Below are 12,723 nucleotides of genomic sequence, written 5' to 3'. Positions count from 1 at the left end.
TTGAGCCTTTTGCCGGCAGCCGCCGGTTCAAACGGGAGGAGAGATCATGAAGCATGTCTTCAGTTATGTAGCCGGCTTTGTTCCGGCACTTGTGCTGGCGGCCGGCATTGCCGGTGCGGCCGAAATGACCGACGGAGAAAAGCAGCTCTATGAGGCTGCAAAAAAGGAAGGCTCGGTCACCTGGTATGTCTCGCAGACGACGACTGAATTTGCCGATGGCATGTGCAATCTGTTCGAGAAGAAATATGCCGGCGTCGAATGCAATGTCGTACGGGCTTCCGGCCAGGTGATTTTCCAGCGCCTTGTGCAGGAGCTCCAGGCCAAGGCCGTGCAGGGCGACCTGATGTCGACCAACGACGACGGCCAGATGCTGCAGCTCAAGGAACAGGGCGCGCTCGCCCAGTTCGCGCCGGAAAACCTCAAGGACATGGTGCCGGTACTGCGCGACATGGCCGACAAGGAAAATTACTGGATCACGTCCGGCGTCTCGCCATTGGTGATAGCCTATAACACCAAGCTGGTTACCGAGGCGGAAGCGCCGAAGAACTGGACCGACCTCACCGATCCCAAATGGAAGGGCCAGGTTGCAGTCGGCCATCCGAGTTTTTCCGGTAGCGTGGGTCTCTGGACCATCATGATGAACGATCTTTATGGCTGGGACTTTTTCGAGAAGCTCGAGAAGAATGCACCGCAGATCGGCCGTTCCGTTGCGGATGGACATAACCTCGTCGTCTCCGGCGAACGAAAAGTGGCGCTTGCACCCCTGCCGCTGATCCTCTCGGATGCGGCTGCCAAGAAAGCGCCCATCGCCGTTGTCTATCCAACTGACGGTGCGCTGCTTCCGCCGTCCGCAACCGGTATCCTGAAGGACGCGCCGCATCCGAATGCCGCGCGGCTCTTCGAGAACTTCCTGCTCGGTCCGGAGATCGCAGAGTATTTCTCCAAGGATTATCGTTATCCGCTGCGCGCCGGCGTGCCATTGGCCGAAGGCATGCGTCCCTTGGACAGCTACAAGACAAGGTCGATCGAGACGACCGAAGGCATAAGCAAGCTGCCGGACATTCAGGAAAAGTTCCGCGATACGTTCGGTATCTGAGCCTTTCCCCGAAGGCCGGTCCCATCCGGCCTTCGCCATGTTCTCGCGCGCAGGCGCGGATGAAGCGGAAAAATCCGACGCCTCCAACGATGAAGTGAGCGCCGATCATGACGAGTGTTTCCGATACTGATGCTATGAGCTGGACAAAGGACGAGCCGGCAAAAGTCCACGTGCCCTGGCATCAGCGGCTGCAGCCGGCCAACCTGCTCTGGCTTTTTCTCGCCGGTATTCTGGTGGTGTTGATTATCGCACCCATGTGGACACTCGTGATCTCCAGCTTCACCGACGCCAAAACCGGCGGCTGGACGCTTCATAACTATGCGGAAGCCTACGGCAAGGAACGGCATATCACGGCGCTTACCAACACGCTGAAGATGGGCGCCGCTGTCGTCGTGCTGAAGCTGCTGTTTGGAGTGCCGCTCGCCTGGGCCTGCACCCGCACCGACATGCCGGGCCGCAATTTCGTACGTTACTCCGTATTCGGTGCCTTCATCATGCCACCCTATCTTGCCGGTGTCGGCTGGATCCTGCTCGCCGGTCCGAATACCGGCTGGATCAACAAGATCTGGCATGCTCTGACGGGGTCGGCAGAACCACTGGTGAACATCTTCTCCTTCAGCGGGCTCGTTCTGGTCACGGCGATCGGCGGCTTCTTCCTCGTCTTCGTGCTGGTCAGCAGTGCCTTCGAGATGATCTCGTCGGAAATGGAGGACGCCGCCAATATACTTGGCGCAGGGCCATTCAAGACGGCAATGAAGGTGACCTTCCCGCTTGTCATGCCGGCAATCATCGGGTCGGCACTTCTTTCCTTCCTCGGGGCGATCGCACTTTACGGCGTACCGGCGCTGATCTCGATTCCCGCGCGTTACCCGGTCGTGGTCATCCAGCTCACCGAGTTCTTCTCCTTTCCGCTCAGGCTGGAAGTGGCGGCCGCCTATTCAATGCCGCTCTTGCTGATCACGGCCGCCTTGCTCGGCTTGCAGAAGCTGATCCTACGGCGCAAAGGCTATGTGTCGGTCAACGGCAAGGGCGGCGAACGACGCATCGTCAAGCTCGGTAAATGGCGTTGGGTGCTGTTCACCTATTGCCTCATGGTCGTATCGCTCGCCGTCGTGATGCCGCTCTTCGTGCTTCTGCTCGCAGCCTTCTCGCAATCCTGGACGACCGGTTTCTCATTCGACAACTTCACACTCGGCAATTTCCACTACGTGCTCTTCGAGCATTCAAGCTCGCAACGGGCGTTGCTAGGCAGCATCGGTCTCGGCATCGCCGCCGCCACGGTCGCAATCATCCTGGCGCTCTTCATCGCTTACATCGTCCAGCGCCGGCTGTTACCATTTTCCGGCGTGCTCGCCTTCCTCGCAGTCTCGCCCTATGTCGTGCCGGGCATCGTGCTGGCGATCGGCTTTTATGCAGCCTATGCCCTGCCGCCTGTAGCGCTTTACGGCACCTACATGATCATGGCGCTCGCCTTCATCACCCGCTTCCTGCCGATCGCCTTTACCACCAGTTCGGCCGGCGTGCGCAGCATCCATCCGGAAATGGAGGAGGCGGTGCGCATCCTCGGCGGCGGGCGGACGACGGCGCTTCGTCATGTGGTCGGGCCGCTGCTCAAGCGCACTCTTGCCGGCGGCTGGCTCCTGATCTTCGTGCCTGCCGCACAGGAACTTTCGACCGCCATCTTCCTGGTCGGTCCCACCACGCGCGTCGTTTCCGTCGTGCTGCTCGATCTCAGCGAGGAAGGCGAGCTCGAAAAACTCGCGGCGCTGGGCTCACTTCTGTTGATCATCATCGTAGCGGTCGTTGCCGTCGGGATGAAATATCTCGGCCGCGACTTCATGTTGAGGAGGAGCTGATATGGACGGACTTGTCCTCAGGAAACTGGGCCGCCGTTTCGGTGCGGTAGATGCCGTTCTGGATTTCGACCTGCATATAAAGCCGGGTGAATTCGTCTCACTGCTGGGGCCGTCCGGCTGCGGCAAGACGACGACGCTCCGGATGATCGCTGGCTTCATCGATCCGACCTCCGGCTCGATCGAGCTGGACGGCAAGGTGCTTTCGGCACCGTCCGGCTCGGTGCCACCGGAAAAGCGCGGCATGTCGATGATCTTCCAGTCCTATGCGATCTGGCCGAACATGACGGTTTCGGAAAACGTCGCCTTCGGCCTCAATCTGCGCAAGCTGCCGGCCGAGGAGGTCAAGGCACGCGTGGGTGCCGTGCTGGAAACGGTTAGGATGAGCCATCTCGCCGACCGTTATCCTGCGGAGCTCTCCGGTGGGCAGCAGCAGCGCGTCGCACTCGCTCGCGCTGTCGTCATTCGCCCTGCCGTGCTTCTGCTCGATGAACCGCTCTCCAATCTCGACGCCAACTTACGCGAAGAGATGCGTTTCGAGATCAAGCGCATGCACGACGAATTCCGCATCACTTCGGTCTATGTCACGCATGACCAGGGCGAAGCAATGGTGACCTCCGATCGTATCGCAGTGATGAACAACGGCCGACTCGAACAGATCGACACACCCTACGCACTCTATAGCCGTCCCAAGACACGCTTCGTTGCAAGCTTCATTGGGCGCACCAATTTTCTCTCCGGCATCCGTGGCAATAGCATGATCGATTTTGCCGGCTTCAGCGTGCCGTTTGCGGCGATCGGTGAGGAGATGACGGGCGGCGGGCCGATCACCGTATCGATCCGGCCGCAAGCGATGAAGTTGTCCGCGACCGAAATGGCGAAGGACAAGACGATCAACCTGCCAGGCTCGGTGAAGCAGTCTTCGTTCCTGGGCGAAACCTGGGACTACGTCTTCCAGTCGCGCGAGGGAGGCTTGCAGTTTCGCGTCGCGGCGGCGCCGGCGGACGTCTTCCCGGTCGGCACGCCCGCGTGGCTGCAAATCGATCCGACGCAGATCGTGCCGATCACGGACTGAAGTTCACCGCAACTGTCCGGCGAGTTCTCAGGTTTGGGGAGATGCTGCTCCGGCGGCTGCACTCTTATTTTGCGCGAAGTGACACTCGGCGGCGATGAGAGGATATGAAAATTCGCCTCCATAGCTCTTCCCTCAGATGCCGCCGACCTTTTCATTGAGGTCCGCCACAAGTCTCCGACGTCGCCGGATTTCCGTAAGAACTTCTCCAAAACGCTGCAGCCCGCGCCCCATCAGCATCGCCTTCAGTTTGATGAATGCTTCCGCCGTCGCGACGGCATCTCCCATCGCCGTATGCCGCTCTGCTTCGGTCAGGGGAATGGCGAGCCTGCGGGCCAGCGCATCGAGTGTATGCGTCTCGCTCTGTCCGAAGACGACGGTGGATAGGAGAACCGTATCGAGGACAGGATTGACGAAACGAATTCCTAGCTCCCTCTCCCTGCGATAGAGGAATTCCATATCGAAAGGCGCATTGTGCGCCACAAGCACCGCCCCCTCCGCAAATTTATGGAATCGCTCGACCACTTCACGCACATCTGGCGCATTGGCCACCATGGAATCCGTGACGCCGTGGACGGCCGAAGCGCTGGCGGGGATCGCTCGACCGGGATTGACCAGCGCCTCGAACATCTCTCCTTTAACGCGCTTGCCATTCACGATGCGTACGGCCGCGATCTGCACGATTTCGTCGCCCTGCTCGGGCAGAAGTCCCGTCGTCTCCGTATCAAAAACGACATAGGTAAGATCATCCAGCTGCGCTTCGGCAATCTTTTCGTACTGAACACGCGAAAGCAGGTCGAAATCGTAGACGACCGTCCGCGAAAGATCGGTCGAGATCGGTTGCAGACGCTCGATCGGCTTCAATGTTGCGCCGAAACCACTTTCGGTTTCCGTGCGCAATTGCGTGATCTGTGTAGCATGTGCCGCTAGGATAGCGTCCGCCGCCGGCCCGCCCTCCAGCACGGGCATGGCCAGCCATTCCTTGAGTTCACCGCCCGAGACAGAGGAGCCCGTCCAGCTGAGTGCGAGCGTGGCGGCATCCCTCTCTTCCCGGATCGCCAGCCGGAAAGCCTTGACGCCGTTGCGATCCGCCACAAGCCGCGCCAGATACGCGAACAACGAGACGATATCGAAAGCGTTGCATCGCGCTGCCACCGGATCGACGTTGACGGCAAGGTTGATCCCCTCATCCGCAAGTTCCCTCTGCAGCTGGTGCGCCAGTTCGCGGGCGTCGGCCGGGGCCATGGGCCAGCCATCGGAGCGGCAAGCTTCGAAGCGCTGCTCGATATCACCCAAGGACGCGTCCAGAGCCGCAACCTCACGCTCTACCGCAAACAACGTGTCGCGTGCTTTCGATTTATCGGGCTCACCGAGAAACTGTCTGAGCGTCGCCACGACCGGGCGAAATCTCTCGAAGACATCGCTCAACAACACATCGCGACGCGCATAGGCCGCCACCTCGCTTGTCACATCGCGCAGCGTCATGACATAGGCGCCGCTGTCGCCGCCATTATCGCCGATGAGGCGCATGCGGCCTGCCAAGCGGCGCGATCCACACGGGCTCATGCAAATGAATTCCACCACTGCATCCGGAGCATCCGCCTCCATCAGCCGGTGATGTGCATCCCGGATGGCACCGTCGCTTAGATAATCGAAAAGGTTCCGGTCGAGGCAGACCGGTCGCTGTGCGCCCGCGAGAAATCGCTGCGCCACGCCGTTATAGAAGACGAGATGATGGCGCCCGGTGCAGAGCAAGACCGCCGGCGGCACATCAGCGAGCAATTGCTCAAGCTTGCTCTTGTCCGACGACAGCCGAGCCGTTTCCCGAGCCACCGACTGCGCCAGCGAATTGCGGGTATGCGCAAGCGTCGCTGCTGCGGCCGATGCCGCTGCGGCGAGGTCGCCAAGGTAGCGCGCATCGGCAGTCTCCATTTCCTCGTCGATATGGGCATGGGCATGCGCACGCATCGCCGAAGCAACATTCCCGATCGGGCGCGCCACATAGGTATCGAATAGAAACCAGATCCAGGTGACGATCGCCAATATCCCGAAACCGGCGGCAACTGCGCCATGCATGAAGGCGTTGAACATCTCCGGATTTCCCTGGCGGTGGTAACCGAACCAGAGGCCGAGTGCCAGCGCAACCATCGAGCCGACAGCGATGGCTATGAAGAAAAGAAGAATTCGGCCGCGCAATCCTATTCGCACGTTAACGACGTCCTCAATCTTGCTTGCATGCGGCGGCGAGCGTCGGATCATCCGCGGGAATATCCGACCATTTCGCCCCGATGATGGCGCCGTCCTGGGCAACGGTGACATCCTGATCGACAAGGTTCGCCTGTCGCTTGCCATTGCAGTCGAATACCACTGTCACACGCGCCGGCTGTTGCCAGCGTGCAGCCAGAACCAAATCCACCATGACCTGGCCCGGCTGTTCCGGATGACGCTTGGCACTGCCGGTGTCCACTGCGCTGAACCGGTCAATCACCGGCCGATAATAGGACCAGGGCCGCCAGAAAGAGCGATCCTCATGCTGCCATGTCACCGCGATCGTGGGCGGCATAGCGTTGGTAACCCGCGAGAACCAAGTGTACTCGCTCCACACGGCATAAGACAGCATGCCCAGCCCCGCCGCGGCCGGCACAATCCACTTCGGCAAGTGACCACGGCTTACCCACCGGAGGCCCATGGCGATGCCTGCCAGCGCCACGCCTGCCACAACGGCTGCGATCAACTCGAATAGCATTCAATATTCCTCTATATGGGCGCCCTGCCGCTATTGGCCAGCGCCGATTGCATCGTACGCACGACTACGAACGCGTCACGCAGATGGGAGCGTTCGAAGTCACCGAATTCATAGGGGCCGAGATAATTGTCCGGCCGCAATCCCGCCCTCACCTGGGTCGCCTGATTGCGCAGTCTGAACTCGGCGATAAGGTCATAGGCTGCGATGAGATCGCGCGCGCCGGCCCCTGAAATGACACCCGCGTCCTCCGCCGCGAGCAACCGCGCCCGGGTGTTCACCGGTGTCAGCCGTGCCATCAAGGCGTAGACCCGCCCGAGATCGACGACAGGCACGACACCATTGTGCTTCATGTCGATCTGGTTGCGGTGTTCCCCATTGCGAACGGTGACAAAGCCTCGCAAGAGACCGAGCGGCGGTGCATGTTTCAACGAATTGCTGATCATATGGGCCACGAAGATCGAATTCCTGCTCGCCTGCTCCAAGGTCTGAGCCTGCAAACTTCCGAAAAGCGATACCGTGCCGGCTATGGGGCGCAGATCGAACATGACGCTTGCAAGCATCTGCGCCATCGGTTCCGGCGCAGTTATCCATCCGTGGAAGTATCCTCGCCAGACACTTACCGGCTGACACCAACGGGGATTGGTCGCCATCATGTCTCCTGGGCAGAAGACATATCCGCAGGCATCGAGGTTGTGGCTGACGAAACGGGCGAGTTTCTCGAACCATGGACGTTGGCTTTCGACGAAACTGTCATCGATGAAGATACAGTTATCCTGGTCGCTCACCCCGGCCTGTTCCTGCCTGCCTTGGCTGCCGCATGCGAGCCAGAGATAGGGAACGGGCGGAGGGCCCAGATCCCGCTCGGCAAGGACGATGAGCCGCCGTGTTACCGCATCGGCAATATCGGTAATCAGCCTGGTTGCGACCTCGTGAGGATTGTTGCCGCCGACCAGTTGCGCGAGAAGTTGCGGAATGCGCGCCGTGATGTTTCGTAGATCCTCCACCTTTTCGGCGGTTGAAGCTTCGTGGATCAGCAACGCCGAGGAGACGGCCTGAAATCGTGTCAGATCCGTCTGTGTAATCATGCCCACGAGCCGGTCACCTTCGACGACCGGCAGATGCCCGACGCCGCGCTCCAGCATCAGATTGAGGACGTCGGAACCCAAATCCTGCTCTGTAAGCCCGATGGGGTCCCGCGTCATCACCGTTGATACGGACGTGTTGACAGGGTCGAGGCCCTCGGCCAGCACCCTCGCAGCAAGATCACGCGTGGTGACGATGCCGACGAAGATTCCGTTGTCCACGACGCCGAGACTCGACACCTTGCGATCGCGCATGAGTTCCGCAGCATGCTTGACACTGTCCTTCGATGAACAGACCAGCGGCGGCTTCGACATCAAGTCCCCGACCTTCAGCAAGGTCATGTCGGCGCGACGGATATCGTTGCCACGACCACGTGAGAAAAAGCGGGTGTAGACCGGATGCTCAGCTAAAAGCCGCTTGAACTCGGCCGTCGGCAGGACAAGCAGGACGACGTCGGACAAGGCCCGGGCATTGGTGACGGCTCGGCCATCGGCCATCAAGCCGCGTTCGCCGAAAGAATTCCGCGGAGAAAGCTGGGAGATGACAGTGCCGGAAGAATCACGGATCTCGACGCTGCCTTCCATTACGAGATAGAGGCCGGGCAGGGGATCGCCACGGCCGTAGATTTCGCTGCCAGCCGACAGGCTTTGGCGGATAAACCGTTGCGCGACATGATCAAACTCACGCCTTGGCAGGCTGTCATAGGGATGAACAGTCTCGAGAAACTTGGCGATATTAGGCGAGGTGGATCCCATAAGAGCCCTCATGCAAGCGCGCGAGGCCGGTTGAGAGAAGAAAGCGGGCGGCTATCACCGCCCGCTTCCTGCCGCATAAATGGATATCAGTGGCCTGTAGCCGCCCCGGCACCCCGCGGAACACGTATGGATTCCACGAGATCCTGTACATGCTGCGGCGGGGACTGGCTCATCATCGAGACGATGTAGGCCGTCGCGAAGTTCAACAGGGCGCCGATCGGGCCGAACGCCGTCGGCGGGATGCCGAACAGGTAGTTGGCCGGAACATCCGCCAGCATGTTGGTCCCCTTGATGAAGAACCATCCGAGGTAGGTGAACAGGTAGAGGCACGTCACGATAAGACCGACAAGCATGCCGACCGTCGCGCCGACCGAGTTGATGCGCTTCGAGAAAATGCCCATCATCAAAACCGGGAAGATACTTGCTGCGGCAAGACCGAAGGCGAGTGCCACCGTCTGAGCGGCAAATCCGGGTGGGTTGAGACCCAGCAGAGTCGCCACCACAATAGCACCGCCCATGGCCACGCGGGCAGCCATGAGCTCACCCTTTTCGGAAATATCCGGTTTCATCCAATCCTTGATCAGATCGTGACTGATCGCGGATGAGATGGCAAGCAGCAGACCAGCGGCCGTCGACAAGGCTGCAGCAAGACCGCCAGCCGCGATAAGGCCGATGACCCAGCCCGGAAGCTGCGCAATTTCCGGATTGGCGAGAACGAGAATATCATTGTTGATTTCCAGTTCATTGCCAGCCCAGCCGCGCTCTGTTGCCTGAGCTTTGAAGCCCTCGGACTTGTCGTTATAATACTGCATGCGGCCGTCGCCGTTCTTGTCCTGGAATTTCAGGAGCCCGGTCACTTCCCAGTTACGCATCCAGTCGGGACGCTCGTCATAGAGAACCGCTTGTTGCGATGCACCGTTCGGGAAGATCGTGTTGATGATGTTCAGGCGCGCCATAGCGCCGACCGCCGGAGCAGTCAGGTAGAGAAGCGCGATAAACACCAGCGCCCAGCCTGCCGACCAGCGCGCATCAGCCACCTTCGGAACGGTGAAGAAGCGGATGATGACATGCGGCAGACCGGCGGTGCCAATCATCAGCGACAAGGTGAACAGGGTCATGTTCAGCATGGACCCCTGCGCGGTGTAGGCCGTGAAGCCGAGGTCGGTAACGACCTGGTCGAGCTTCTGGAGCAGCGGCAGGCTCGATTCCATGTGAGTCGAGAACAGGCCAAGCGGCGGAACCGGATTGCCCGTGAGCTGGATCGATATGAAGATCGCCGGAATCGTGTAGGCGATGATCAGGACAACATACTGGGCAACCTGGGTATAGGTAATGCCCTTCATGCCACCTAGAACCGCGTAGACGAAAACAACTGCGGCAGCGATCCAGAGGCCGGTGGAGGATTCCACTTCAAGGAAGCGCGAGAAGGCAACACCGGCACCGGTCATCTGACCGATAACATAGGTTACCGAGATGATAATGAGGCAGATGACCGCCACAAGACGTGCGCTCTGGCTGTAGAAGCGGTCACCGATGAACTGCGGCACCGTGTACTTGCCAAACTTGCGCAGATAGGGCGCAAGCAGAAGCGCGAGCAGTACATAGCCGCCGGTCCAGCCCATAAGATAGGTGGAATTGGCGTAGCCGACGCCGGCGATGAGGCCAGCCATCGAGATGAAAGAAGCGGCCGACATCCAGTCTGCGGCAGTCGCCATGCCGTTCATGACGGGGTGAACGCCGCGGTTTGCGGCGTAGAATTCAGCCGTGGAGCCGGCCCGGCTCCAGATTGCTATGCCGATGTAGATAGCGAAGGATGCCCCCACGATCAGCAGATTAAGCGTATATTGATCCATAATATGGGCCCGCCTTACTGCTCGTCGACGCCGAATTCGCGATCGATCTTGTTCATGTATATTGCATAGTAGAAGATCAACGCGATGAAGATGACGATCGACCCCTGCTGCGCAAACCAGAAACCGATATCCGTACCGCCAACCTTGATGCCGGACAGCGCCGGACGCAGCAGGATGCCGAAGCCGTAGGAAACGACTGCCCAGATCGCCAGACATATGCAGATGACACGCACATTCGCGGTCCAGTAGGCATTGGACGAAGACTTGTCCGCCATGAATGCTCCTCCCTTTTTCAAAAGGCGCCAGTCGGCGCCTAACCCTCCAAGTCTATTTCTCCGACTCAACTCCTACGGGGGAATAGACCAGTGTTTAGAAGTAACCAAACCTCTGCCGCTGGTATATCCTCCGTTAGTCGTACATCCCCAGGCGGCGGCGACTGGTTTCGCGGGTCGCTACCGGACCAGGAGCATGCCGAACGCAGAGTGGGCGTGAAGGCAAAGAGGCTGCGGCCAAGTAAAGCAAAACCATGGAACCTTTCTACCCCGTCGGCCTCTACCAGGCAAAGGCATCAGACTTGACCGATCCAGCGTCGCGATGGAAATTGAATCGAACCGGCCGACCTTGGCGAAAATCTGGCGGTAGTATTCATGGCGGCTCAGCCATCACTGATCGAAAACAGCTTCGTGATGCGGGAGTTGACGGAAACGATTCCGGTTGACACCATATCGTCGACCGCTGAAAAAGCCGTTACGAGCGGTGTGCTGGCCAGCATAAGCCAACGAAAAGCTTATGTGCCCGGAACCTGTGATCGATTTGATTGACTGCAATGCATTTTAAGAACCTCTACGGGGAGAGTTGAGCCGCCGGCGTTTAGCTCGAACCGGAACACCTTGGAATGCCGGACTTCCCGATATTAGGTCATGGTGGAAAGTGATGACGACATTCATCTCAAGATAAGAACCTGCTCGAATCCGTGGAGAATGGAACACTCCACTGCGCTGAAGTTGCTGATCGGAACCTACCAATGTCGCCTTTTCCCCAAAACGCGCGAATTTTGATGTACAGCCACGACACGTTCGGCCTCGGCCATCTTCGGCGATGCAGGACGATCGCGCATTCACTCGTCGATGCCTTCAGCGGGCTTCGTGTGCTCATCATTTCAGGAGCCACCATTGCCGGCGCATTTGACTATCGGGCCCGCGTGGACTTCGTCAAAATTCCCAGTGTCATCAAGCTGCGCAATGGCGAATACACGTCGATGAACCGTCACATAGATCTTCACGATACACTGAAGATGCGGCAGTCGATCATCCGTCATACAGCGGAGACATTTGAGCCGGACATCTTCATTGTCGACAAGGAGCCAATGGGCTTGCGTCGCGAGGTGGAGGAGACCCTGGTCTATCTGAAAACCAGGGGCACGGCCTTGGTGCTCGGCCTGCGTGAAGTCATGGACGCGCCACATCTTTTGAAGTCCGAGTGGGAACGAAACGACGTTCTCCGCAAGGTCGATCAGCTCTATGACGATATATGGGTCTATGGGCCTCCTGATTTCTACGATCCCCTCCTCGGCCTTGAGGTGCCACAGTCGCTGCGAGCGAAGATGAACTTCGTCGGCTTTCTGCAGCGTCAAGCTTCTTCCAAACCGCGCAACGGAACGCGAGAGCGAGACGACTATATCCTTGTGACGACCGGCGGCGGCGGCGACGGCAGCGACCTCATTCGCGATGTGATCAACGCCTATGACAGTGATCCCACGCTGACACAGCGGGCTCTCCTGGTGCTTGGGCCTTATATGCCCGCCGAGCAACGCCAACAGCTGACCCAGGCCGGTGCTCGAAACCCGGCGCTCGAAATCATCGAATTCGACAACCGGATGGAAGACCTGATCGCCGGCGCCAAAGCTGTCGTCGCCATGGGCGGCTACAACACCTATTGCGAAATCCTCTCCTTCGACAAGCCGGCACTGATCATCCCACGTATCCAGCCTCGAGAGGAGCAGTTGATACGTGCACTCCGAGCCCATGAACTCGGCTTGGTGGACATGCTCCATCCCGACGAATCGGTAGACGGGCCCCGTCTGTCTCAGGCGCTCAAAGATCTCCTGAAGCGCCCACCGCCGTCTGTCACCGCACCGCATATGCAGCTGGATGGGTTGTCCAATATCTGCCAAATGGTCAACACTTGGCTCGGCCGCGATAGTTCCGACCACCTTTCAGTGGTCCAAGGAGGATTGCCGTCTTGAACGGCCTGGTCGACCAGGCG

General features: G+C 59.2%; 10 protein-coding genes. 5 read left to right on the top strand and 5 right to left on the bottom strand.

The features are described 5' to 3' along the window. Positions 1 to 46: 46 nt before the first annotated feature. The 3 genes from QEO92_RS24320 (at position 47) to QEO92_RS24310 (ending at position 4,024) form a co-directional block, all read left to right on the top strand. Positions 47 to 1,096 (top strand): ABC transporter substrate-binding protein, encoded by a 1,050-nt coding sequence (locus tag QEO92_RS24320; RefSeq protein ID WP_052182889.1) that lies wholly within the window; start codon positions 47 to 49, stop codon positions 1,094 to 1,096. Positions 1,097 to 1,230: 134 nt separating this feature from the next. Further along, positions 1,231 to 2,952, top strand: a complete 1,722-nt coding sequence (locus QEO92_RS24315) for an ABC transporter permease (RefSeq protein WP_052182888.1) — start codon at positions 1,231 to 1,233, stop codon at positions 2,950 to 2,952. Between the two features lies 1 nt (position 2,953). Next, positions 2,954 to 4,024, top strand: a complete 1,071-nt coding sequence (locus QEO92_RS24310; RefSeq protein WP_227704716.1) for an ABC transporter ATP-binding protein — start codon at positions 2,954 to 2,956, stop codon at positions 4,022 to 4,024. 132 nt (positions 4,025 to 4,156) lie between these two features. Here QEO92_RS24310 and QEO92_RS24305 read toward each other — a convergent pair whose 3' ends face one another. The 5 genes from QEO92_RS24305 to QEO92_RS24285 form a co-directional block, all read right to left on the bottom strand. Beyond that, positions 4,157 to 6,280: a 3'-5' exonuclease gene (locus QEO92_RS24305; RefSeq protein ID WP_227704715.1), complete on the bottom strand. Its 2,124-nt coding sequence runs from the start codon at positions 6,278 to 6,280 to the stop codon at positions 4,157 to 4,159. Further along, positions 6,243 to 6,767 carry a hypothetical protein gene (locus tag QEO92_RS24300; protein WP_227704714.1) on the bottom strand — a complete coding sequence of 175 codons (525 nt, stop codon included), beginning with the start codon at positions 6,765 to 6,767 and terminating at the stop codon, positions 6,243 to 6,245. The genes QEO92_RS24305 and QEO92_RS24300 overlap by 38 nt, the downstream gene beginning before the upstream one ends. Before the next feature lie 11 nt (positions 6,768 to 6,778). Continuing rightward, the gene (locus QEO92_RS24295; RefSeq protein WP_227704713.1) at positions 6,779 to 8,605 is read right to left on the bottom strand and encodes a DUF294 nucleotidyltransferase-like domain-containing protein; all 1,827 of its coding nucleotides are present in this window, start codon (positions 8,603 to 8,605) and stop codon (positions 6,779 to 6,781) included. Between the two features lie 86 nt (positions 8,606 to 8,691). After that, positions 8,692 to 10,458 carry a sodium:solute symporter family protein gene (locus tag QEO92_RS24290; protein WP_227704712.1) on the bottom strand — a complete coding sequence of 589 codons (1,767 nt, stop codon included), beginning with the start codon at positions 10,456 to 10,458 and terminating at the stop codon, positions 8,692 to 8,694. A 14-nt stretch (positions 10,459 to 10,472) separates the two neighbouring features. Beyond that, positions 10,473 to 10,733 carry a DUF4212 domain-containing protein gene (locus tag QEO92_RS24285; protein ID WP_037152093.1) on the bottom strand — a complete coding sequence of 87 codons (261 nt, stop codon included), beginning with the start codon at positions 10,731 to 10,733 and terminating at the stop codon, positions 10,473 to 10,475. A gap of 372 nt (positions 10,734 to 11,105) precedes the next feature. On the opposite strand from QEO92_RS24285, the gene QEO92_RS24280 reads away from it, so the two are divergent. Both QEO92_RS24280 and QEO92_RS24275 read left to right on the top strand, forming a co-directional pair. Beyond that, positions 11,106 to 11,279 (top strand): hypothetical protein, encoded by a 174-nt coding sequence (locus tag QEO92_RS24280; protein ID WP_227704711.1) that lies wholly within the window; start codon positions 11,106 to 11,108, stop codon positions 11,277 to 11,279. A 203-nt stretch (positions 11,280 to 11,482) separates the two neighbouring features. Next, entirely contained in the window at positions 11,483 to 12,703 is a 1,221-nt protein-coding gene (locus QEO92_RS24275; protein WP_227705254.1) for a glycosyltransferase family protein, read from the top strand. Positions 12,704 to 12,723 lie beyond the last annotated feature (20 nt).

Source organism: Neorhizobium petrolearium, assembly GCF_029854435.1.
Taxonomy (GTDB): Bacteria; Pseudomonadota; Alphaproteobacteria; order Rhizobiales; family Rhizobiaceae; genus Neorhizobium; species Neorhizobium petrolearium.
Note: the sequence above shows the minus strand (reverse complement) of the source record. Positions and strands in the feature narration are given on the sequence as shown.

Excerpts from the sequence above, each read along its gene's own strand:
- QEO92_RS24320 (WP_052182889.1), top strand. The coding sequence starts at position 47 with ATGAAGCATGTCTTCAGTTATGTAGCCGGCTTTGTTCCGGCACTTGTG.
- QEO92_RS24315 (WP_052182888.1), top strand. The coding sequence starts at position 1,231 with ATGAGCTGGACAAAGGACGAGCCGGCAAAAGTCCACGTGCCCTGGCAT.
- QEO92_RS24310 (WP_227704716.1), top strand. The coding sequence starts at position 2,954 with ATGGACGGACTTGTCCTCAGGAAACTGGGCCGCCGTTTCGGTGCGGTA.
- QEO92_RS24305 (WP_227704715.1), bottom strand. The coding sequence starts at position 6,280 with ATGATCCGACGCTCGCCGCCGCATGCAAGCAAGATTGAGGACGTCGTT.
- QEO92_RS24300 (WP_227704714.1), bottom strand. The coding sequence starts at position 6,767 with ATGCTATTCGAGTTGATCGCAGCCGTTGTGGCAGGCGTGGCGCTGGCA.
- QEO92_RS24295 (WP_227704713.1), bottom strand. The coding sequence starts at position 8,605 with ATGGGATCCACCTCGCCTAATATCGCCAAGTTTCTCGAGACTGTTCAT.
- QEO92_RS24290 (WP_227704712.1), bottom strand. The coding sequence starts at position 10,458 with ATGGATCAATATACGCTTAATCTGCTGATCGTGGGGGCATCCTTCGCT.
- QEO92_RS24285 (WP_037152093.1), bottom strand. The coding sequence starts at position 10,733 with ATGGCGGACAAGTCTTCGTCCAATGCCTACTGGACCGCGAATGTGCGT.
- QEO92_RS24280 (WP_227704711.1), top strand. The coding sequence starts at position 11,106 with ATGGCGGCTCAGCCATCACTGATCGAAAACAGCTTCGTGATGCGGGAG.
- QEO92_RS24275 (WP_227705254.1), top strand. The coding sequence starts at position 11,483 with ATGTCGCCTTTTCCCCAAAACGCGCGAATTTTGATGTACAGCCACGAC.